Source organism: Hypericibacter adhaerens (assembly GCF_008728835.1).
GTDB classification, from domain to species: Bacteria; Pseudomonadota; Alphaproteobacteria; order Dongiales; family Dongiaceae; genus Hypericibacter; species Hypericibacter adhaerens.
In genome coordinates this window covers 5,559,001-5,579,998 of the sequence record NZ_CP042582.1, presented here as the reverse complement: position 1 = coordinate 5,579,998, position 20,998 = coordinate 5,559,001, and the positions used below count along the sequence as shown (strand labels likewise).

Here is a 20,998-nt window from a genome sequence, read left to right as displayed (position 1 = left end):
TCGACCGCAATCAGCGAGCCTCTCCGACCAATATTTGTACCCTGCCGCGCTTGATCCCCGGCGCCTCTCACGTCTCACCCTGCAATCCAGAGTATCTTCCAAAAGCCCACACGGGCTAGGATCGCTCGCTATGGAAGCATCCGTGCCCCCCATCGTCACCCTCTCCGATCCGACCCAAGGGCCGCGCAGCCCCTCGGCGGTCGGGCACGGCGCCAGCCGCCAGTTCAAGCACAATGCCGATCTGGCGCTGCATGACGCGCAGCTGCAGGTGGCGCTGGAGGAGATGCGCGGCGCCTTCAAGGGCCGCAACGACCGGGCGCGCCAGGGGCTGCCCGAGTTCATGGCGATCAGCGATCGCGCCAAGGCGATCAAGCAGCATGTGCTCGCCAACCTCGACTATTACCTCGAACGTTTCGAGACCCGGGTCAAGGCGGCCGGCGGCCAGGTCCATTGGTGCAACGACGCGGCCGAGGCGCGCGACACGGTGCTGGCGATCTGCCGCAGCGTCGGCGCGCGCAGCGTCACCAAGGGCAAGACGATGGTGGGCGAGGAGATCGCCATCAACCATCATCTCGAGGCCAACGGTATCCTGCCCGTGGAGACCGACCTCGGCGAATACATCATCCAGCTCCGGGGCGAGACGCCGAGCCACATCATCGCGCCCGCCATCCATGTCAGCAAGGAGGGGGTCGCCGACACCTTCCGCGCCCATCACAAGGATCTCGACCCGCAGCGCCCGCTGACCGAGATCACCTCGATGCTGGCCGAGGCGCGCGGCAAGCTGCGTGCCCGCTTCCTCGCGGCCGACGTCGGCATCACCGGCGCCAATTTCCTGATCGCCGAGACCGGCTCCAGCGTCATCGTCACCAACGAGGGCAATGGCGACCTGACCCAGACCCTGCCCAAGATCCATATCGTGCTGGCCGGGATCGAGAAGGTGGTGCCGACGCTCGAGGACGCGACCACGATCTTCCGGGTGCTGGCGCGCTCGGCCACGGGCCAGGAGATGTCGGTCTATACCACGGTCTCGACCGGCCCGAGGCGGGCGACGGACCTGGACGGGCCCGGCCAGTATCACGTCATCCTGCTCGATAACGGCCGCAGCGGGGTGCTGGGCACCGAGTTCGAGGACATGCTGCGCTGCATCCGCTGCGGCGCCTGCATGGACCATTGCCCGGTCTATCACGCCATCGGCGGCCACGCTTACGGCTCGGTCTATCCCGGCCCGATCGGCTCGGTCCTGACCCCGGCCCTGTTCGGATTGGACCAGTCCAAGGACCTGCCCAACGCCTCCACCCTCTGCGGGCGCTGCGAGAGCGTCTGCCCGATGCAGATTCCCCTGCCCAAGATGCTGCGGCTCTGGCGCGAGCGCAGCTTCGAGCGCCACCTGGCGCCGGCCCGGGAACGCTGGGGGATCAAGGCCTGGGCCTGGCTGGCCCGGCATCCCCGGACCTACCGCTGGGTCATGGCGGCCGCGGCGCGGCTGCTGCGCCGCCCGGCCACCGGCCGGATCCGGCATCTCCCCTTAGGCAAGGCCTGGACCGGCACCCGGGATTTCCCGGCCGCCAGCGGCCGGACCTTCCTGGAGCAATGGCGCCGCCGCCGGGCCTGACCCCGGACCGGGTTCCCAGGAAGTCCCGCCCACCGGGCGGTTTCCCCGGGGACACCGCCTCGCCGCCCGGTCCCCAAATCCTCCGCGAGGCGATTGTTTTTCGGCCGCCGGTCGTTGAAAATTAGAGGCGGACGCTTCGTGGGCGAAGCGAGTGGGGAGACAGTGACAATGATGCGTTGGGTGAAATGGCTGGGGCTGGCGGTTGCCGCAGCCTGGATGACGTTCGCGACCACGCCGGCACATGCCGACTATCTGATCTGCAACAAGAGCTCCTACAAGGTCTATGCCGCGTTCGGCTATTGGGACGCCGGCCAGAAGGCCTGGACCTCGGAAGGCTGGTGGACGCTCGAGAAGGGCAGCTGCGCCACCGTCTACAAGGCCAACCTGGATCAGAAGAAATACTACGTCTATGCGGAGTCGGTGGATCGCGATTATTTCTGGGACGGCAATTTCCCGTTCTGCGCCACGGACAACGAGTTCACGATCACGGGCGATTCGGACTGCAAGTCGCGCGGCTACTACTCGATCAATTTCTTCGAGGTCGATGTGGGCGACAACCGCGACTGGACGACCGACCTGACCGACTAATCCTTGTCGGCGACCGGGATCGCGCCCGCCTGTCGGCGGACCGATCCCGGATCCCGGGATGAAGGCTGCCGATGACAGAGGATCGGCAGGAACGGAGCGGAGTCGTATCATCGCCGGCGCTGGGGCCCCCGACGCCGGCGTGTTTTTTTCAGGATGACGTTCGAGCGTGAAGACGGAAGTGGCATGAGCGACGCGCGCGCGGAGATCCTGGGACGGTTGCGCCGCGCCCTGAAACGCGACGCGCTGGCGCCGGCGGCGGCGGCCGATATCGAGGCGCGCCTCGCGGCCCATGCGCCCGGCCCCGTCCCCGCGCGCACGCGGCTCGATCGCGAGGGGCTGATCGGCCTCTTCAGCACCAAGCTCCAGGGTGTCGCCGGCACGGTCGAGCGGCTGGGCTCGCTGGACCAGGTGCCGGGCGCCGTCGCGCGCTATCTGGCGCGCCACAACCTGCCGGCCGCGCTCAAGCTGGCGCCGGCGCCGATGCTCACACAGCAGATCGACTGGTCGAAGGAGCCGCTGCTGAAGCTCTCATCCGGTCCCAGCGACGGCAGCGATCTGGTGGCGCTTACCGCGGCCTTCGCCGGCATCGCCGAGACCGGCACGTTGATGCTGACCGCCGGCCCCGAGACGCCGACCACGCTCAACTTCCTGCCCGACGATTGCATCGTGCTGCTGCCTTTGTCGCGGCTGGTGGGACCCTTCGAGGAGGCCTGGGCGCGGCTCCGCGCCGCGACCGGCGGCGGCCTCCTGCCGCGCACGGTCAACTTGGTGACGGGCCCCTCGCGCAGCGCCGATATCGGGCTCGTGCCGCAGCTGGGCGCGCACGGGCCGCGCCGGCTGCATGTGCTCCTGGTCGATGACGACACGCAAGCCTAGCGCCGACGAGCAGGCCCTGTTCCGCGAGGCGATGCAGGGCACGAAGCCCATCGCGCGCAAGAAACGCGTGGCACCTGCCGCCACTCCCACCGTCACCCCCGCTTCGGCCGTCACTCCCGCGAAAGCGGGGGCCCATGCTTCGACAGGCGGGGACGGCACCATGGATCCCCGCTTTCGCGGGGATGACGAAAGGGGCAAGGACGCAAAGAGCAAAGGCCGTCCCGTGGTGCTGCCACCGCCTCCGCCGCCGAAAGCGCCGACGCTCGAGACCGGCCGCATCGCCGATCTCGACAAGCGCACCGGCGAGCGCTTCAAGCGCGGCGAGATGGCGATCGACGCCAAGATCGATCTCCACGGCTTCACGCAAGCCGAGGCGCATGACCGGCTGCAGGCCTTTCTCGCCAAGGCCGCCGAGAGTGGCAAGCGCTGCGTGCTGATCGTGACCGGCAAGGGGGCGGGGGGCTGGGGCGTGCTGCGCGATTCCGTGCCGCGCTGGCTCAACGAGCCGGCGATGCGCCGCCATCTCCTCGCCTTCGCGCAGGCGCAGGCCCGCCATGGCGGTGCCGGTGCGCTCTATGCGCTCCTCAAGCGCAAGCGCGCGCCATGACGCCCTTCGGCCAGCGGCTGCGGAGCCTGCGCGCCGAACGCAAGCGCACGCTGAAAGATATGGCGGCGGCGCTGAAAGTCAGCTCGGCCTATCTCTCCGCGCTCGAGCATGGCCATCGCGGCAAGCCCTCCTCGGGCCTGGTGCAGCAGATCGCGGCCTATTTCAACCTCGCCTGGGACGATGTCGACGAGCTGAAGCGCCTGGCGCAGATCTCCGACCCGCGCGTGACGATCGACACGTCGGGGCTCTCGCCCGCCGCGACCGAGCTCGCGAACCGGTTGGCGGAGACGATCGGCGCGCTCGACGAAGCGACAATCGCAGCGTTGAGGAAGAAGCTCGAGGGGTGAGGCGTTCGCGACGCATTCACATGCTCACCGCCTCACTGTCACCCGCGCCCTTCAAACGTCATCCCCGCGAAAGCGGGGATCCACCCTTCAGCTTGCGGCGCTGGATCGAGCTTGACCCCCGCTGGAGTTTACGCTTGGGCCGGCCTACGGCCGGACCCGGGCGCGGGGGTGACGGGAAAAGGGGGGCTGCATGCTTTCCGTCATGCCGGCCTTCGAGCGCGTGAAGAAATCGAGAGCACCACGCAAGGGCGTAGCAAACACTCAAGCCCCCTCCCCTTGCGGGAGGGGGTTGGGGGGAGGGGTGCCACGGACGCAGCTGGGGGCATCCCTGCGATCAATCACCGCTCTGGAGACAGAAGGCCCAGACAGGGCGCCAAGCGAGCGAGCCCGAGCAGATCAGGCTCCGCTTATTTGCCAGGATCTCGCACGGCATCGCCCCTCCCCCTACCCCCTCCCGCAAGGGGAGGGGGCGAGAGAGTTCTTTGGCATCGCCGATTCCTTCACACGCTCCTTCGCCGGCATCCATGAACACGAGCCTTACTCAACCCTGCTCGATGGGTGTTCATGGATCCTGGCCTTCGCCAGGATGACGATGACGCGAGGCTACAGAATGAACTTGCTCAGATCCGCGTTCTTGGCCAAGGGCGCGAGGCGGTCGCGGACATAGTCGGCGTTGATCTGCAGCACGGCGCCGGGATGGTCGGTGGCGGTGAAGCTGATCTCCTCGAGCACGCGCTCCATCACGGTGTGGAGGCGGCGCGCGCCGATATTCTCGACCGAACCGTTGATCTCGGCGGCGAGGTCGGCCAGCGCGTCGATGCCGTCCTCGGTGAAATCGAGCTCGACCTCCTCGGTCTTGAGCAGCGCCTTGTATTGCTTGATGAGGCTCGCTTCCGGCTCGACCAGGATGCGCTTCATGTCGTCGCGGGTGAGCGCCTTGAGCTCGACGCGGATCGGGAGCCGGCCCTGCAGCTCGGGCAGCAGGTCCGAGGGCTTCGCCAGGTGGAAGGCGCCCGACGCGATGAAGAGGATATGGTCGGTGCGCACCGGGCCATGCTTGGTCGCCACCGTCGTGCCCTCGATCAGCGGCAGCAGGTCGCGCTGCACGCCCTCGCGGCTGACATCGGCGCCGGCGCGCTCGGAGCGCGCCGAGATCTTGTCGATCTCGTCGATGAAGACGATGCCGTTCTGCTCGACCGACTGGATCGCTTCCTGCACGACCTTGTCCTGGTCGAGCAGGTTGTCGCTCTCCTCGGCCATCAGGATGCCGTGGGATTCCGCGACCGTCGTCTTGCGCTTCTTGGCGCGGCCGCCGAAGGCCTGGCCCAGCATCTCGCCGAGATTGACCATGCCGACCTGGGCGCCCGGCATGCCGGGAATCTCGAAGGTCGGCATGCCGCCGGTTTCCTTCACCTTGATCTCGATCTCGCGGTCGTTGAGCTCGCCCTGGCGCAGCATCTTGCGGAACTTGGCGCGCGTCTCGGCCGAGGCACCCTCGCCCACCAGCGCGTCGAGCACGCGCTCCTCCGCCAGCACCTCGGCCTTGGCGGCGACGTCGCGGCGCAGCCGCTCCTTGGTCATCGAGATGCCGATCTCGATCAGGTCGCGCACGATCTGCTCGACATCGCGGCCGACATAGCCCACCTCGGTGAACTTGGTCGCCTCCACTTTCAGGAATGGAGCTTGTGCGAGTTTCGCTAAACGCCGCGCGATCTCGGTCTTGCCGACGCCGGTCGGCCCGATCATGAGGATGTTCTTGGGCAGCACCTCCTCGCGCAGCTCGGGCGGGAGCTGCTGGCGCCGCCAGCGGTTCCGCAGCGCGATCGCGACCGCGCGCTTGGCCTCCTGCTGACCGACGATATAGCGGTCGAGCTCGGAGACGATCTCGCGCGGGCTGAAATTGCTGGCGCCCTGCGTCGGGGTTTCGGGCTGGGGATTCCGGTTTTGCACGTTCATAGCCGTTCGATCGTCAGATTGCGGTTGGTGTAGATGCAGATGTCGGCCGCGATCTCCATCGAGCGGCGCACGATCGCCTCGGCGTCGAGCTCGGACCGGTCGAAGAGCGCGCGGGCCGCGGCCAGCGCGAAGGTGCCGCCGGAGCCGATGCCGATGATGCCGTCCTCGGGCTCGAGCACGTCGCCGTTGCCGGTCAGCACCAGGCTCACGCTCTTGTCGGCGACGGCCATCATCGCCTCGAGGCGGCGCAGATAGCGGTCGGTGCGCCAGTCCTTGGCGAGCTCGACGCAGGCCCGCGTGAGCTGGCCCGGATGCTGCTCGAGCTTGGCCTCGAGCCGCTCGAACAGCGTGAAGGCGTCGGCGGTGGCGCCGGCGAAGCCGGCGATGACCTGGCCCTGGCCCAGCCGTCGCACCTTCTTGGCGTTCGACTTCATCACGGTGTTGCCGAAGCTGACCTGGCCGTCGCCGCCGATCACGACAGCGCCGTTCTTGCGCACCGCGAGGATCGTGGTGCCGTGCCAGAGCGTGGAGGAGGAAGCGGAGGGGGAAGAGCCCGCGGGGTTATCGAATGACATGGCGCTCAAATGGGGGGTGGGCCTGAGGCTGGCAAGCATGAGGGGCCGGTTATGCGACACCGGCTCGCGGATGGACAGCGTCTTCCGGGGAGGAGCCTGCCGGGGTCATGTGGACAATTGGCGGCGAGCCTCGCCAAGGTGGCGGGGATAAGATCATAAATGTCTATAGATCAATATATTAGGTGGGAATTCGATTGGGGATAAAGCAGGGGGCGGAGCCCGGGGCTCCGGGGGGCGGTTTTCACGCTTGGGCGGCCCCGGTTCCCTTGTTAGTGTCCGGCCGAACCCAACATTTCGTTGGTATTTCCGGCTTCCCCGGCCCGGCGCCGACCGACGATCGAGGCCGGCCGGCTAAATAGACAAAGGCACGGATCCCGCCCATGGCCCTGTTCCAGGCCGAACCGGCCGAGACCGGCGGCAAGCCCGCCTTCTCCACCGGCATCCTTCCCTATCAGTCGATCCGCGAGCTGGTGCGCGATCGCGAGATCGACGCGCTGGTCGCGATCGACGAGGACCAGCTCCAGCCGGCGAGCCTCGATCTGCGGCTGGGGCCTACCGCCTACCGCGTGCCGGCCTCCTTCCTGCCGGGACCCGACACGACGGTGATGTCGAAGATCGAGGCGATCGGCATGTATCCGGTGGACCTGCGCGCGGGCGCCGTGCTGGAGCGCGGCTGCGTCTATGTGGTGCCGCTCCTGGAGCATGTGGCGCTGGGCTCGCGGCTTTCGGCCTTCGCCAATCCCAAAAGCTCGACCGGCCGCCTCGACATCTTCACGCGCCTCATCACCGACGGCGCGGTCGCGTTCGACAGGATCGAGCCCGGCTATCGCGGCCCGCTCTATGCCGAGATCGCGCCCAAGACCTTCTCGGTGCTGGTGCGCCAGGGCTCGCGGCTCAACCAGCTGCGGCTGCGCCGCGGCTCGCCGCCCACGAGCGGTGCGGCGCTGCGCCGCCTGCACGAGCAGGTGCCGCTGGTCGACACGCCCGACCGGGTCACGCTCCGCGAGGACAATCTCGGGCTGACGCTCGATCTTTCGGGCGATCCCGCGACGGGGCTTGTCGGCTTCCGCGCCAAGCGCCATGCCGACGTGATCGACATCGACCGCAAGGGCGAGCTCGATCCCCGCGACTTCTGGGATCCGATCTACGCCAAGCCCAAGGACAAGCCCAGCCGCGGCATCATCCTCAATCCCGACGATTTCTACATCCTCGCCACCAAGGAGGGCGTCACCGTGCCGCCCGACCATGCGGCCGAGATGGTCCCCTACGACACGATGGTGGGCGAGTTCCGCGTCCACTATGCCGGCTTCTTCGACCCCGGATTCGGTTTCCACAACGCCAAGGGCGGCGGCACCAAGGCCGTGCTCGAGGTGCGCTCGCACGAGGTGCCCTTCATCCTCGAGCACGAGCAGATCGTCGGCTGGCTGCGCTATGAGCGCCTGATGGCCGAGCCCGAGAAGCTCTATGGCCGCGAGCTCGGCTCGCATTACCAGAACCAGGGCCTGACGCTGGCGAAGCATTTCAAGCCCTGGCGGTAGGTGCCGGCATCATCGAATTCGATGCGTTAGCGTCTTGTTTGGTGATGGAGAAGAAAAGTTACCGTGACGAATACACTGTATCTGGCGGTATTTGCTCCCATACGGTGGTGGATTCCCCTCTAGAAAAATCAATGGGATAAGAGGGCTCGGCCGCTGCGTGCCAGTAGGATGGAAGATTGGGCTCCAATTTACTTCTCATCCATCATCGAATTTGATGTTTTCCTATCCAATCCTCGATGGTATGAATAACTCACCGGGATGAAAACATCGAATCTGATGATATTCGATCGGACGGGACGCGGGTCATGGCGAAAGAAGGCAAGGAACCGAAACCGGTCGACTGGGCGGCGCGGGTGAAGGGCATGCTCAAGGCCGAGCTCAAGCGCCGGAACATCGGCTACCGGGAGCTGGCGCGGCTTCTGGAGCCGCTGGGCGTCAAGGAGAACGAGCGCAACATCGCCAACAAGATCGCCCGCGGCAGCTTCACCGCCGTGTTCCTGATCCAGTGCCTCGCCGCGATCGGCGCGAAGAAGCTGCGCATCGACGATGCGTAGGAGCCGGCAAGCTGCGTTCCCCGTGCTGCCCGCCCCCACCGTCATCCCCGCGAAAGCGGGGATCCATCCTGATCCAGGTCACCGGGCTTTGACGTGGACCCCCCGCTTTCGCGGGGGTGACGAATGGGCGGGGGTGACGGAGGGAACTACGGAACGACCGTGATTCAGAAAGCGAGCCTCTCTTGCCCTCCGTCCTGACCCTCATCGCCGCCGCGCCAGGCGGCCTCGCCGACGAGGCGCTGGCCGCCGCGCGCGAGGGGCTGCGCGAGATCAATGCCACGCCGGACGCCGTCGACTGGCTGGCGCCGGGCCAGGCCTTCGACCTGCGGTTCGAGGGCGCCGATCCGGCCGTCGCGGAGCGCGCCTTGCGGTCGCGGTTCGCGGGGTCGGCCTTCGATCTCGCCGCCCAACCGGCTCAGAACCGGCGCAAGAAGCTGCTCGTCGCCGACATGGAATCGACCATCATCACGCGCGAGCTCCTGAACGAGCTGGCGGCGATGACGGGGCTGGGTCCCCGCATCATCCCCATCACCGAGCGCTCGATGCGCGGTGAAATCGATTTCGCGCAGTCGCTGCGCGAGCGCGTGGCGCTGCTGAAGGGCCTGTCCGCCTCGCTGCTCGATCGCGTCGCCGATCTCATCGAGCCGACGCCGGGCGCGCGGGCGCTGGTGCAGACCATGCGCGCTCATGGCGCCTATACCGCGCTCGTCTCCGGCGGCTTCGACCGCTTCACGCGCCTTGCCGCCGAACTTGTCGGCATGGACGAGGATCGCGCCAACCATCTCGTGATCGAAGGCGGGACGCTCGCCGGCCGCGTCACCGAGCCCATTCTCGATCCTGCCGCGAAAAAATCTTCACTGCTGGAGATCGCCGATGCGCGCGGCATCGGTGCCGGCGAGGCCGCGGCGGTGGGAGACGGTGCCAACGACATTCCTATGCTGCTGGCGGCCGGCCTCGGCGTCGCCTTCCGCGGCAAGCCCGCGGTCGCCGCTGCGGCGAAATTCCGCCTTGATCATGCCGACCTCACCGGGCTGCTCTATCTGCAGGGCTACCATGCGAATGAATTCCGCGAGTAGCGCTTTGCAGATCGGAGGGATGCGTTACTCTCGCTCCCCCTGATTTTGCGGACGAGGGTTTCGCCGGCGATGCCGCCCGCGCGCCGCCGTCCCGGAACGAGAGGATCACAGGCCTGGCCATGACGACCGCCCCGGCTGCCACATCCGCCCTTGCGAAGCCCGCCCGCCTGCCGCAGCGCCCGCATTTCTCCTCGGGTCCCTGCGCCAAACGGCCGGGCTGGTCGGTGGCGGCGCTGAGCCAAGCCTGTCTCGGCCGCTCGCACCGGGCCAAGGCCGGCAAGGCCAAGCTCGCCGAGGTGCTCGACCGCAGCCGCGCGCTCCTCGGCATCCCCAAGGAGTACCGGATCGCCATCGTGCCGGGCTCCGACACGGGCGCGGTCGAGATGGCGCTCTGGTCGCTGCTGGGCGCGCGCGGCGTCGACATGCTGGCCTGGGAAAGCTTCGGCAAGGGCTGGCTGACCGATGTGGTGCAGCAGCTGAAGCTGACCGATGTGCGCAAGCTCGAGGCGCCCTACGGCCGGCTGCCCGATCTGCGCACCGTCGATTTCGCGCGCGACGTCGTCTTCACCTGGAACGGCACCACCTCGGGCGTGCGCGTGCCCGACGGCAACTGGATCCCGGCGACCCATGAGGGGCTCGTCATCTGCGACGCGACCTCGGCCGTCTTCGCCATGGAGCTGCCCTGGGAGAAGCTCGATGTCGTGACCTGGTCCTGGCAGAAGGTGCTGGGCGGCGAGGCGGCGCACGGGATGCTGGTGGTGAGCCCGCGCGCCGTGGCGCGGCTCGAAAGCCACAAGCCCGCCTGGCCGCTGCCGAAGATTTTCCAGATGACATCGAAGGGCAAGCTCAACGAGGGGCTCTTCAAGGGCGACACCATCAACACGCCCTCGCTGCTCGCGACCGAGGACGCGATCGATTCCCTGAAATGGGCCGAGCAGGTCGGCGGCCTCAAGGCGCTGATGGTCCGCACCCAGGCCAACTTCAACGCGATCGCGCGCTGGGTCGAGCGCAGCGACTGGGTCGATTTCCTGGCCGAGGATCCGGCCACGCGCTCGCCCACCTCGGTCTGCCTGCGGCTGGTCGATCCCTGGTTCTGGGAGCTCGAGGCCGAGCAGCAGGCCAAGACCGCGAAGGCGCTCGCCGACAAGCTCGAAGCCGAGGGTGCCGCCTATGATATCGGCGCCTATCGCGACGCGCCGTCGGGCCTGCGCATCTGGGCCGGCGCCACGGTCGAGACCGCCGACCTCGACGCGCTCTTCCCCTGGCTCGACTGGGCCTATGCCAGCTTGCGCGCCGAAGCGCACTGAGCCTCCACCTCTTTTTCGATCCCGCGAGGCAGCATCATGACCCGCGTACTGATTGCCGACGATCTGAGCCCGCGCGCCGCCGAGATCTTCCGCGAGCGCGGCATCGAAGCCGACGTGAAGGTGGGGCTTACGCCCGCCGATCTCGAATCGATCATCGCCGATTATGACGGGCTCGCCGTGCGCTCGGCCACCAAGGCGACCGCCAAGATCATCGCCGCGGCGAAGACGCTCAAGGTGATCGGCCGCGCCGGCATCGGCGTCGACAATATCGACGTGCCGGCCGCGACCCAGCGCGGCATCGTGGTGATGAACACGCCGCACGGCAACTCGGTCACCACGGCCGAGCATGCGATCGCCATGATGTTCGCCCTCGCGCGCCAGATCCCGGCCGCCGACCAGTCGACCCAGGCCGGCAAATGGGAGAAGTCGCGCTTCGTCGGCGTCGAGCTGATGGGCAAGGTGCTGGGCATCGTCGGCTGCGGCAATATCGGCTCGATCGTGGCCGACCGCGCCCACGGGTTGAAGATGAAGGTGATCGCCTTCGATCCCTTCCTCTCCGACGACCGCGCCCGGGATCTCAATGTCGAGAAGGTCGAGCTCGACCAGCTCTTCGCCCGTGCCGATTTCATCACGCTGCACACGCCGCTGACCGACGGCACGCGGCATATGATCAACGCCGCCGCCATCGCCAGGATGAAACCCGGCGTGCGTATCATCAATTGCGCGCGCGGCGAACTGGTGGTGGAGGAGGATCTGAAGGCGGGCCTGGCCTCGGGCCAGATCGCCGGTGTCGCGCTCGACGTGTTCGCGGTCGAGCCCGCCAAGAGCAATCAGCTCTTCGGCTCCGACAAGCTGGTGGCGACGCCGCATCTGGGCGCCTCGACGGCCGAAGCGCAGGAAAAGGTGGCGCTCCAGGTGGCCGAGCAGATGGCCGATTTCCTTCTGACCGGCGCCGTCACCAACGCGCTCAACATGCCCTCGGTCACGGCCGAGGAGGCGCCCAAGCTCAGGCCCTATATGAAGCTGGCGCAGCAGCTCGGCTCCTTCGCGGGCCAGCTCACGCGTTCAGGGCTGAAGGCGATCACGATCGAATATGAGGGCCAGGCGGCCGAACTCAACACCCGGCCGCTGACGGCGGTGGCGCTGGCGGGCCTGCTGGGGCCGCTGCTCGACAGCGTCAACATGGTCAATGCGCCCGTGATCGCGCGCGAGCGCAATATCGAGGTGAGCGAGGTCAAGCACAGCCGGCCCAGCGACTACCAGACGCTGATCCGGCTCACTGTCACCACCGACCGCCAGAGCCGCGACGTGGCCGGCACGCTCTTCGGCGGCGACAAGCCGCGCCTCGTGCAGATCAAGGGCATCGCCGTCGAGGCCGAGCTCGGAAGGCACATGCTCTATGTGACCAACCGCGACAAGCCTGGCTTCATCGGCCGCCTCGGCACGCTGCTCGGCACCGAAGGCGTCAATATCGCGACCTTCCATCTCGGCCGCCGCGCGCCCGGCGAGGACGCGATCGCCCTCATCGAAGTGGACGAGCCCTTGAGCGACGCCCTCCTCGCCCGCATCCGCGAGATCCCCGACGTGGTGCAGGCGACGGCGCTGGCGTTCTAGGCAAGCAGCGGAAGGGTTGCGTCTCTCAAAATCACTATTCGGGTCAGAATCAATCCTGACTCTAGAAGTGCGTTATTGTGAATAATGTGGATAACTTTTAAATGCGCGCTGAATCTTAGACTGCGGCAGAAAATTTTTTCTGAAAATTACTCTACTATACCATAGGTATAGCAGAAAAACCTGTGCCTGATAGATATCGGGCTAGCTACTAGTAATTGTGTGGGGAAAATGGGGACAACCCAGCTATTGACACGTTCGGATTGTACCAATTCAATAACCGCGTCGTGCTCTCCGCCGTTTTGGAGGCAAGGCAGCTTGAAGGGCGTTCCGGATTTTGGCGATTACCGCGGCAAGCGGACCAATGGCGGCCGGAAGCGTTAATACCAGTTCACCGTCTATGGTTGCGTAGGATAGGCGCTCAAGCCTGGCTTTCGCATCCTCAAGGCTCCGAGCTGGAAGCTCTAGGCCCCACTCTGCACCGCCGTAGGTGTAGCGGATTAGGAACGTCCTATGTTCCCTATCCCTCAAAGGAGCCTACCAACATGTACTACCAACTATACCGTGACTCCCAAGGCTACTGGCGCTGGCGTCTGAAGGCTGGGAACGGCCAAATCGTTTCGGATTCTGGCGAAGGCTATGTGAACAAGGCCGATTGTTTGGCCGGAATCAGTCTCAACAAGGGGTCGTCCAACGCTCCGATCTATGAGAGCTGAACGACCCCTCTGAGCTAGGCGAAGATTCGGTGACCGGCGGGCAGCGGCAACTGCCCGCCGGCTTTTTTACACCCATATGTTGTGTCAATCATCGCTTACGGTCAAGGCGTTGTGGCAGCCAATTGGCGGCCAATTGGCCGCCAATTGAGTGCGATGGCGTGTTAATATTCGGGGATGGCGAATAAAAAAACTGAACCTCGGTTGCCGCCAATCACCCATAAGTATCTGCAAGACCTTGCAGATACCGGAGCGTATGGAAAAACGCCTTCTGATGTAGCACGCACATTGATTGAGGCAGGAATCCGAGACGCGCTGGCCAAGGGCATCATCACCGTGCGTCGTCCGGACAAAGAAAACACTTAAGGCGAGGCGAATCCGATTCGCGAAACGTCCGAGTCGCTATCCTCGCTACCTCGATCAACCTGCCCTGTACCCCGAGTTAAGTCCGGGGGTACAGGATGCGGACCTTATGATTACCGAGCCTGAACTGAAAACTGCCGGGACCGTGAAGCTATCCGCTCCCTATCGTCGCGAGCAACGGGCCGCCGGCGTTTCCTGATCGTCCTCCCGGTCGAGCTCGACCTGGAGCGGCGTCGGCTGCGGCGTCTGGATCTTGAGCGTGGTGTGGTCGGCATCGGCCCAGCGCGCCACCTTGACGACGTTGCCGACATGGCTGTCCTCGGCCGAGGCCTCGACGATGGCGAGGCCCTCGCCATCGAGGAAGAAGGTGTGATCGCCGAAGGTGCGCTGCAGATCGGGCGTGATCGCATGCTGCTCAGGGATCGCCTCCGCGTTCATCTCGACCTGGATGCGCTGAACCTGGGTGGGTGAAAGTCTCATGATGTGCCTCCGTGAGCTTCGAGTCTGGCTGGTGGGAGGGCCTGCCACCCGCAGGGAGGGCGGTCGGAGCCAGCGGCCCGAGGGTTTCGTCACATCGAGCTTCAAGAGGTGAGGGCTGGCACCGCCGGTTCAACCCGAAGCCCATGAAGAAGCGCGCGATCGTCGCGGATGACAGATCGTTGCCACGGGCCGCCACCCGGCGGGCCTGAAATGGGTCCGCCGGTCAATCTGTTAAGACATTCTCCCGGGTGCGGCCCGGGACCGGTCGGGCGGGGTTCCGCGGGCTGGCACCCCGGGGAGGTTGCTGCTAAAAGTCGGCCCGCGCCGGGTCGCCCTCCAGGGTCCCGGCCAAGCCCGCGTTGCCATCCTTGAAGGAGGTGGGGCCCATGCGCCGCGCCAGCGTCTCGCGCAAGACCAAGGAAACCCAGATCGAGGCCGAGATCGACCTCGACGGCCAGGGCCGGTCGGACATTTCGACCGGCATCGGCTTCCTCGATCATATGCTGGACCAGCTCGCCCGCCACAGCCTGATCGACATCACGCTGAAGGCCAAGGGCGACCTCCATATCGATTTCCACCACACCACCGAGGACAGCGGCATCGTGTTGGGCGAGGCGGTCGCCAAGGCGCTGGGCGAGCGGCGCGGCATCGCGCGCTGGGGCGAGGCCACGGTGCCGATGGACGAGACGCTCACGCGCGTGGCGCTCGACGCCTCGAACCGGCCCTATCTCATCTGGAAGGTGAATTTCTCGAAGCCGAAGCTGGGCGAGATGGATACCGAGCTCTTCAAGGAGTGGTTCCAGGCCTTCGCCCAGCATGCGGGCCTGACGCTCCATATCGAGAATCTCTACGGCGAGAACAACCACCATATCGTCGAGAGCTGCTTCAAGGGATTGGCGCGCGCGCTCCGGGCCGCGGTCGCGATCGATCCGCGCAAGGCGGGCGAGGTGCCCTCGACCAAAGGCGTGCTGGGCGGCTCGCTCACGTGAAGGCGGTCATCGTCGATTACGGCTCGGGCAACCTCCGATCGGCGGCCAAGGCGTTGGAGCGCGCGGCGCCGGCCGGCGCCCGCATCGAGGTGTCGGCCGAGGCCGACGCGCTCGACCGGGCGACCCATATCGTGCTGCCGGGCGTGGGCGCCTTCGCCGACTGCAAGGCGGGCCTCGCGGCGCGGCCGGGCATGCTCGAGGGTCTGGAGCACGCCGTGCGCCGTCAGGCCAAGCCCTTCCTCGGCATCTGTGTCGGCATGCAGCTCATGGCGACGGCGGGCCGCGAGTTCGGCGTGACGCCGGGCCTGGGCTGGATCGCGGGCGAGGTCCGGCTGCTCGAGCCGGGAGCCGGGCGCGATGGAACGCGGCTCAAGGTTCCCCATATGGGATGGAACGAGCTGGAGATTCTCCGGCCGCATCCGGTTTTTGCCGGCCTTGTCACCGGATCGCACGCCTATTTCGTGCATAGCTATCACCTGGCCGCCGAGAACCCGGCCGACCTGCTCGCCCTTTGCGACTATGGCGGGCCGGTGACGGCCGCCGTCGCAAGGGAGAATATGGTGGGAACCCAGTTTCATCCGGAGAAGAGCCAGGCCTTGGGCCTCCAGCTTCTGGCCAACTTCCTTGCCTGGAGACCCTGAGTCACGATCGGCGACCCAGGATCGGCCCTGAACGCCCAATCGCTGAACGAGAATCGTATCCCTCGGGAGCCCCTTCGGGGAACATCGCCATGGCCAAGACCGCCGTCGAGCTGCTCAAGAAATATTCTGGCACGGATCTCGCCGATCTCTGCGACGCGGCCGAGGACGGCATCCGCGCCGGCGGCGGTTTCGGCTGGCTGACACCGCCGACGCGCGAGGTGATGGAGGCCTATTGGAAGGGCGTGCTGCTGGTGCCGGAGCGGCGGCTCTTCGTCGGCCGGCTCGACAACACCATCGTCGGCTCGGCCCAGCTCCTGCGGCCCGGCAAGAACAACGAGGCCCAGGCCCATTGGGCGACCATGACGACGCATTTCGTGGCGCCCTGGGCGCGCGGCCACGGCCTCGCCAAGGCGATCCTGGTCGCGGTCGAGGAGGCCGCGCGCGAGATCGGCGCGCAGGTGCTGAACCTCGACGTGCGCGAAAGCCAGGAGGCCGCGATCCAGCTCTATCAGTCGCTGGGCTATGTGCATTGGGGCACGCACCCGCACTACGCCAAGGTCCAGGGCAAGAGCGTGGCAGGTCTGTTCTTCTACAAGGATCTGGTGTGAGTTCGGGCCTCGAGATCACAAAGCCTGTCTCTTCCCTCTTCGTTCGCGAAGCGGGAGACAAGGTCGAAGTGAGGGCTGGCCCTCTTTGTCATGCCGGCTTTAGGCCGGCATCCATGAACGCAGGATTCTGCCCCGTCTTGCTCGACGGCTGTTCATGGATCCCCGCCTTCGCGAGGATGACGAAAGAGAGAACGCGCCCACCTTTGACGATGTGGCCTCGCGCTCGCTTTAGCGTAGAGGAAAGAAAAACAGTTCGAGGCCGCCGGTGATCCTCTACCCCGCGATCGATCTCAAGAACGGGCAATGCGTGCGGCTGCGCCAGGGCGACATGGCGCAGGCGACCGTGTTCAACCCCGACCCGGCGGACCAGGCGCGCCGCTTCGCCGCTTCCGGCGCCGAATGGATCCATATCGTCGATCTCGACGGCGCCTTCGCCGGCCGCGCGGTCAACGGCGCCGCGGTCGAGGCGATCCTCGAAGCCGCCAACCGCCCCTGCCAGCTCGGCGGCGGCATCCGCGATCTGGCCGCGATCGAGGCCTGGCTCGCGCGCGGCTTGTCGCGGGTGATCCTGGGCACGGTCGCGGTGCGCGATCCCGATCTGGTGCGCCAGGCCTGCCGGCTCTTTCCGGGACGCGTCGCCGTCGGCATCGATGCCAAGGGCGGCTTCGTCGCGGTCGAGGGTTGGGCCGAGACCAGCGCGCTCACGGTCGAGGAGCTCGCCGCGCGCTTCGAGGATGCCGGCGTCGCCGCCATCATCCACACTGACATCGATCGCGACGGGCTGCTCAAGGGCGTCAATGTCGAGGCGACGGCGGCGCTCGCGCGGCGCACGCGGATTCCGGTGATCGCCTCGGGCGGCGTGGCGGGGCTCGAGGATTTGCGCCGGCTTCTGGCCGCGGGCGACATCGCCGGCGTCGTCGCCGGCCGCGCGCTCTATGACGGGCGGCTCGATCTCGGCGAGGCGCTGGCGCTTCTGGCCTCCGCGCGCCGCCAGTCGCCGGAACGCGATCCGAGGAAGACCCAGCTATGCTGAAGACCCGCATCATCCCCTGCCTCGACGTGCATGCGGGCCGCGTGGTCAAGGGCGTGAAGTTCCTCGACCTGATCGATGCCGGCGATCCGGTCGAGCAGGCGCGCGCCTATGACAAGGCTGGCGCCGACGAGCTCTGCTTCCTCGACATCACGGCGAGCCACGAGGAGCGCGCGATCATCCTCGACGTGGTGGCGCGCACGGCGGCCGAGGTCTTCATGCCGCTGACGGTGGGCGGCGGCGTGCGCCAGGTCGAGGATTTCCGCAAATTGCTGCTGGCGGGTGCCGACAAGGTCTCGGTCAACACCGCGGCGGTCGAGAATCCGGCGCTGGTGACGGCGGCGGCGGAGAAGTTCGGCGCGCAATGCGTGACGGTCGCGATCGACGCCAAGGCCGACGGGCCTGGGAAGTGGCAGGTCTATACCCATGGCGGCCGCAAGCCGACCAGTCTCGACGCGGTCGAATGGGCCCGGCGCATGGCGGAATCGGGTGCCGGCGAGATCCTACTGACCTCGATGGACCGCGACGGCACCAAGCAGGGCTACGATCTGGGCCTGCTGCGCCGGGTGAGCGATGCCGTGACGGTGCCGGTGATCGCGTCCGGCGGCGTGGGCACGCTCGATCATCTGGTGGCCGGGGTGCGCGAGGGTCATGCCAGCGCGCTGCTGGCGGCCTCGATCTTTCATTTCGGTACTTACTCGATCGCGCAGGCCAAGGCGGCGCTCGCCGCCGGCGGCGTCGCGATCCGCCCGATCGGCTGAAACCCGCCCGCGCTTCGCGCCACAAGCTTCGCCCCACGATGAATTGAGCGCGCCCTTGGCGCGGGCCGAAGCCGTCCCGAAATAGAACGGAGGGAGCGATCCAGGTCGAACCCGGGAGGCAGGCATGAGGATGACGCGCCGCAGATTCGTGCAAGGCGCTGCCGCGACGGCGGCGGCCGGGCTTCTGCCGGTCGCGGCGTTCGGCCAGCCCGCAAGCCCGGCGATGCGTCCAATTCCTTCGACCGGCGAGACGATTCCGGCGGTGGGGCTCGGCAGCTGGGTCACCTTCAATGTCGGCGACGATCCCGAGCTCCGGGATGAATGTGCCGGGGTGATGGGCGCCTTCTTCGAGGCGGGCGGGCGGCTGATCGACAGCTCGCCCATGTATGGCTCCTCCCAGCCCGTCATCGGCCATGGGCTCGACAAGCTCGGGCGGCCCCCGGCGCTGTTCGCGGCGGACAAGGTCTGGACCTCCTCGGCCGGGGACGGGCCCGCCCAGATCGAGCGGTCGCGCCGGTTCTGGGGCGTCGAGCGCTTCGACCTGCTCCAGGTGCACAACCTGCTGGCCTGGGAAGCGCATCTGCCGCTGCTGCTCGAGATGAAGGCGGCGGGCAAGCTCCGCTATGTCGGCATCACCACCTCGGAAGGCCGGCGCCACGATCTCTTCGAGCAGGTCATGCGCAGCCAGCCGCTCGATTTCGTGCAGTTCACCTACAACATCGTCGATCGCGAGGCGGAGGAGCGGCTCCTGCCGCTCGCGGCCGAGCGCGGCATGGCGGTGATCGTCAACCGTCCCTTCCAGCGCGGCGCGCTGACGCAAGAGCTCGAGGGCAAGCCCTTGCCGGGCTGGGCCGCCGAGATCGGCGCCACGGGCTGGGCACCGTTCCTCCTCAAATTCATCATCTCGCATCCGGCCGTCACAGTCGCGATCCCGGCCACCTCGCGGGCCGATCATGTGCGCGAGAACCTGGCCGCCGCCTCGGGACCGATGCCGGATACGGCGCAGCGCGAGCGCATGGCCGCCTATGTCCGCGATCTCTGAGCATCGCGGTCTCTGATGTCAGAATGGTGGAGCTACCGGCCGCAAGACTTCCTGCTCTTCTCCCCGCGCGCCTATTGGCGCCTGTTCGAGCTGCAGAACGAAGCGCTCTGGCCCTTGCATCTGCCGATGCTCGCGGTCGCGGCCGCGATCCTTGTTCTCGTGCTCCGGCGATCCTCGAGCTATGCCAGCGCGATTCCGCCCCTGCTCGCGGCGATCTGGCTGTTCGTCGGCTGGTCGTTTCTGTGGAGCCGTTACGCGGCCATCAACTGGGCGATCGACTATGTGGCGCCGCTCTTCCTGCTCGAGGCGGCGCTGCTGCTGATCGCCGGCACCGCCTGGGGCGGTCTCGCTTTCGACCGTGGCGGCGTTCCCCGCGGCATCGGCCTTCTGCTGGCTTTCCTCGGGGTGGTCGCCTATCCCCTCCTGCCGGCAGTCTTCGGACGGGCTTGGCCGGAAGCGGAGATTTTCGGCCTTGCGCCGGATCCCACCGCGATCGCGACATTGGGATTTCTGCTGGCCGCGCGCGGCCGGCTGCTCGGGCTGCTCTTTCCCATCCCGCTGCTCTGGCTGCTGTTCAGCGCGGCCACGCTGGGCACGATGGGCGAGACGCAGGCCTGGCTTCCGCTCCTGTCGGTCCTGCTGGCGCTCGCCGGCCTGTTCCGCTTCGCGGCGGTCACGTCGGCGCCGGAGTGATTCCTCACCGGTGCAGCGACAGGCCCTTGAGCACCTTGTCGACGGTCTTCTTCTCCGCGCGCAGCGCCAGGCCCACGATGCGCAGATCCGCCTCGGGCACCGCCTTCATGGCCGCGCGGTTGTCGATGTCGTTGCCGGTGGCGAAGAGCTCCTCGGTGAAGAGCGAGAACTCGAGGTTGCGTTCGCGCGCCCGTTCATAGGCGCGCCGGATCGAGGCCGCATCGCCGGCAAAGACCAGCACCGGCTGCTTGAACATCGGCAGGTAGCGGTTGCCCGAACCGTCCTCGTAGGGTTCGCCGGTGACGTCCGCGACCTTCGCCGCGATGCCGCTGACGGTGAAGGCCGTGACATTGAGCTTCTGCCAGACCGGCAGATCGTCGCGCAGCACCACGGCGATCTTGGTATCGAAGGTCATGCTCATGAGGCGGAGGGCTCCGTTTCGGTCGCGGCTTGGCGCGAGGGCTTGCGGGTGCGGGCGAGGAAGCGGTCGCGCCTGGCCTCGCGCTCGGCCCGCATGGCGGGGCCGATGCGGGCGCGCAGATCGTGGGGGCCGACCCGCTCGCCGCAGGCCGAGCAGGTGAGGACCGGGCTCGTCTCCTGGCCGCAGGCCTTGTGGATCAGGGTCAAAGGCGGCCCCTCGGCCCCCGAGGCCCAGCGATCGCCCCAGCGGGCGAGCGAGACCACGACGGCATGGAGGTCGCGGCCCTTCTCGGTCAGGCGGTATTCATGGCGGGCCGGGCGCTGGCGATAGGCGGTGCGGGTGACGATACCCTCCTTGACCAGCTTGGCGAGGCGGCGCGAGAGAAGATGGGGCGCCATGCCGGTCTGGGCCTGGAACCCCTCGAAGCGGTGCTGGCCCAGGAACAGCTCGCGCAGGATCAGCAGGGTCCAGGCATCGCCGATGGCGCCCAGCGCCCGGGCGACGGAACAGGTGGCCTCGCCGATATGTGAAAGACGCATGATCATTGATACTTCAGAAACTGAAGTATTGTCGAGCGGGCAAAGCGGCTAAGCTGCGCCGGACCATCGAC

Annotated in this window: 23 protein-coding genes; 18 read left to right on the top strand and 5 right to left on the bottom strand. The window is 67.0% G+C overall.

The annotated features are described in order from the left end of the window. Nucleotides 1-130 precede the first annotated feature (130 nt). The 5 genes from FRZ61_RS25040 (at nt 131) to FRZ61_RS25020 (ending at nt 4,030) form a co-directional block, all read left to right on the top strand. Nucleotides 131-1,612: a LutB/LldF family L-lactate oxidation iron-sulfur protein gene (locus FRZ61_RS25040; protein WP_151120374.1), complete on the top strand. Its 1,482-nt coding sequence runs from the start codon at nt 131-133 to the stop codon at nt 1,610-1,612. Between the two features lie 168 nt (nt 1,613-1,780). Beyond that, the gene (locus tag FRZ61_RS25035; protein WP_151120373.1) at nt 1,781-2,200 is read left to right on the top strand and encodes a DUF1036 domain-containing protein; all 420 of its coding nucleotides are present in this window, start codon (nt 1,781-1,783) and stop codon (nt 2,198-2,200) included. 183 nt (nt 2,201-2,383) lie between these two features. Next, complete coding sequence (locus FRZ61_RS25030; protein ID WP_151120372.1) at nt 2,384-3,076, top strand: LutC/YkgG family protein; 693 nt, start codon at nt 2,384-2,386, stop codon at nt 3,074-3,076. Next, the gene (locus FRZ61_RS25025; protein WP_191909201.1) at nt 3,057-3,683 is read left to right on the top strand and encodes a Smr/MutS family protein; all 627 of its coding nucleotides are present in this window, start codon (nt 3,057-3,059) and stop codon (nt 3,681-3,683) included. Before FRZ61_RS25030 ends, FRZ61_RS25025 begins: the two co-directional genes overlap by 20 nt. Then, nucleotides 3,680-4,030 (top strand): helix-turn-helix domain-containing protein, encoded by a 351-nt coding sequence (locus FRZ61_RS25020; protein WP_151120370.1) that lies wholly within the window; start codon nt 3,680-3,682, stop codon nt 4,028-4,030. The genes FRZ61_RS25025 and FRZ61_RS25020 overlap by 4 nt, the downstream gene beginning before the upstream one ends. A gap of 603 nt (nt 4,031-4,633) precedes the next feature. On the opposite strand, the gene hslU is transcribed toward FRZ61_RS25020, so the two are convergent. Both hslU and hslV read right to left on the bottom strand, forming a co-directional pair. After that, nucleotides 4,634-5,986 carry an ATP-dependent protease ATPase subunit HslU gene (gene hslU, locus FRZ61_RS25015; protein ID WP_151120369.1) on the bottom strand — a complete coding sequence of 451 codons (1,353 nt, stop codon included), beginning with the start codon at nt 5,984-5,986 and terminating at the stop codon, nt 4,634-4,636. Next, complete coding sequence (gene hslV, locus FRZ61_RS25010; RefSeq protein WP_151120368.1) at nt 5,983-6,561, bottom strand: ATP-dependent protease subunit HslV; 579 nt, start codon at nt 6,559-6,561, stop codon at nt 5,983-5,985. The genes hslU and hslV overlap by 4 nt, the downstream gene beginning before the upstream one ends. Before the next feature lie 380 nt (nt 6,562-6,941). On the opposite strand from hslV, the gene FRZ61_RS25005 reads away from it, so the two are divergent. The 6 genes from FRZ61_RS25005 (at nt 6,942) to FRZ61_RS26980 (ending at nt 13,363) form a co-directional block, all read left to right on the top strand. Then, complete coding sequence (locus FRZ61_RS25005) at nt 6,942-8,099, top strand: 2'-deoxycytidine 5'-triphosphate deaminase (protein WP_151120367.1); 1,158 nt, start codon at nt 6,942-6,944, stop codon at nt 8,097-8,099. Nucleotides 8,100-8,404: 305 nt separating this feature from the next. Then, entirely contained in the window at nt 8,405-8,653 is a 249-nt protein-coding gene (locus tag FRZ61_RS25000; RefSeq protein WP_151120366.1) for a DUF6471 domain-containing protein, read from the top strand. 182 nt (nt 8,654-8,835) lie between these two features. Continuing rightward, entirely contained in the window at nt 8,836-9,729 is an 894-nt protein-coding gene (gene serB, locus FRZ61_RS24995; RefSeq protein ID WP_151120365.1) for a phosphoserine phosphatase SerB, read from the top strand. 119 nt (nt 9,730-9,848) lie between these two features. Then, nucleotides 9,849-11,036: a phosphoserine transaminase gene (locus tag FRZ61_RS24990; RefSeq protein WP_151120364.1), complete on the top strand. Its 1,188-nt coding sequence runs from the start codon at nt 9,849-9,851 to the stop codon at nt 11,034-11,036. A gap of 36 nt (nt 11,037-11,072) precedes the next feature. After that, complete coding sequence (gene serA, locus FRZ61_RS24985) at nt 11,073-12,650, top strand: phosphoglycerate dehydrogenase (protein ID WP_151120363.1); 1,578 nt, start codon at nt 11,073-11,075, stop codon at nt 12,648-12,650. Nucleotides 12,651-13,192: 542 nt separating this feature from the next. Then, the gene (locus FRZ61_RS26980; RefSeq protein WP_151120362.1) at nt 13,193-13,363 is read left to right on the top strand and encodes a YegP family protein; all 171 of its coding nucleotides are present in this window, start codon (nt 13,193-13,195) and stop codon (nt 13,361-13,363) included. A 522-nt stretch (nt 13,364-13,885) separates the two neighbouring features. Here FRZ61_RS26980 and FRZ61_RS24975 read toward each other — a convergent pair. Next, nucleotides 13,886-14,203 carry a hypothetical protein gene (locus FRZ61_RS24975; RefSeq protein ID WP_151120361.1) on the bottom strand — a complete coding sequence of 106 codons (318 nt, stop codon included), beginning with the start codon at nt 14,201-14,203 and terminating at the stop codon, nt 13,886-13,888. Between the two features lie 386 nt (nt 14,204-14,589). Between FRZ61_RS24975 and hisB the strand changes: the two genes are divergently transcribed. The 7 genes from hisB (at nt 14,590) to FRZ61_RS24940 (ending at nt 19,967) form a co-directional block, all read left to right on the top strand. Further along, nucleotides 14,590-15,192: an imidazoleglycerol-phosphate dehydratase HisB gene (hisB, locus tag FRZ61_RS24970; RefSeq protein WP_151120360.1), complete on the top strand. Its 603-nt coding sequence runs from the start codon at nt 14,590-14,592 to the stop codon at nt 15,190-15,192. Next, the gene (hisH, locus tag FRZ61_RS24965; RefSeq protein ID WP_151120359.1) at nt 15,189-15,833 is read left to right on the top strand and encodes an imidazole glycerol phosphate synthase subunit HisH; all 645 of its coding nucleotides are present in this window, start codon (nt 15,189-15,191) and stop codon (nt 15,831-15,833) included. Before hisB ends, hisH begins: the two co-directional genes overlap by 4 nt. An 89-nt stretch (nt 15,834-15,922) precedes the next feature. Further along, entirely contained in the window at nt 15,923-16,441 is a 519-nt protein-coding gene (locus FRZ61_RS24960) for a GNAT family N-acetyltransferase (RefSeq protein ID WP_151120358.1), read from the top strand. A gap of 265 nt (nt 16,442-16,706) precedes the next feature. Next, nucleotides 16,707-17,474 carry a 1-(5-phosphoribosyl)-5-[(5-phosphoribosylamino)methylideneamino]imidazole-4-carboxamide isomerase gene (gene hisA, locus FRZ61_RS24955; RefSeq protein WP_151120357.1) on the top strand — a complete coding sequence of 256 codons (768 nt, stop codon included), beginning with the start codon at nt 16,707-16,709 and terminating at the stop codon, nt 17,472-17,474. Further along, nucleotides 17,468-18,232, top strand: coding sequence for an imidazole glycerol phosphate synthase subunit HisF (gene hisF, locus FRZ61_RS24950; protein ID WP_151120356.1), 765 nt, complete (start codon nt 17,468-17,470; stop codon nt 18,230-18,232). The genes hisA and hisF overlap by 7 nt, the downstream gene beginning before the upstream one ends. Before the next feature lie 130 nt (nt 18,233-18,362). After that, nucleotides 18,363-19,274 (top strand): aldo/keto reductase, encoded by a 912-nt coding sequence (locus FRZ61_RS24945; RefSeq protein ID WP_318526356.1) that lies wholly within the window; start codon nt 18,363-18,365, stop codon nt 19,272-19,274. A 15-nt stretch (nt 19,275-19,289) separates the two neighbouring features. Continuing rightward, nucleotides 19,290-19,967, top strand: coding sequence for a DUF6064 family protein (locus FRZ61_RS24940; RefSeq protein WP_151120354.1), 678 nt, complete (start codon nt 19,290-19,292; stop codon nt 19,965-19,967). A 4-nt stretch (nt 19,968-19,971) separates the two neighbouring features. Here the strand turns inward: FRZ61_RS24940 and FRZ61_RS24935 are convergent, their stop codons facing one another. Both FRZ61_RS24935 and FRZ61_RS24930 read right to left on the bottom strand, forming a co-directional pair. Beyond that, nucleotides 19,972-20,388 (bottom strand): DUF2000 family protein, encoded by a 417-nt coding sequence (locus FRZ61_RS24935; protein WP_225308997.1) that lies wholly within the window; start codon nt 20,386-20,388, stop codon nt 19,972-19,974. Further along, nucleotides 20,385-20,927 carry a winged helix-turn-helix transcriptional regulator gene (locus FRZ61_RS24930; protein ID WP_151120353.1) on the bottom strand — a complete coding sequence of 181 codons (543 nt, stop codon included), beginning with the start codon at nt 20,925-20,927 and terminating at the stop codon, nt 20,385-20,387. Before FRZ61_RS24930 ends, FRZ61_RS24935 begins: the two co-directional genes overlap by 4 nt. Nucleotides 20,928-20,998: the final 71 nt, after the last annotated feature.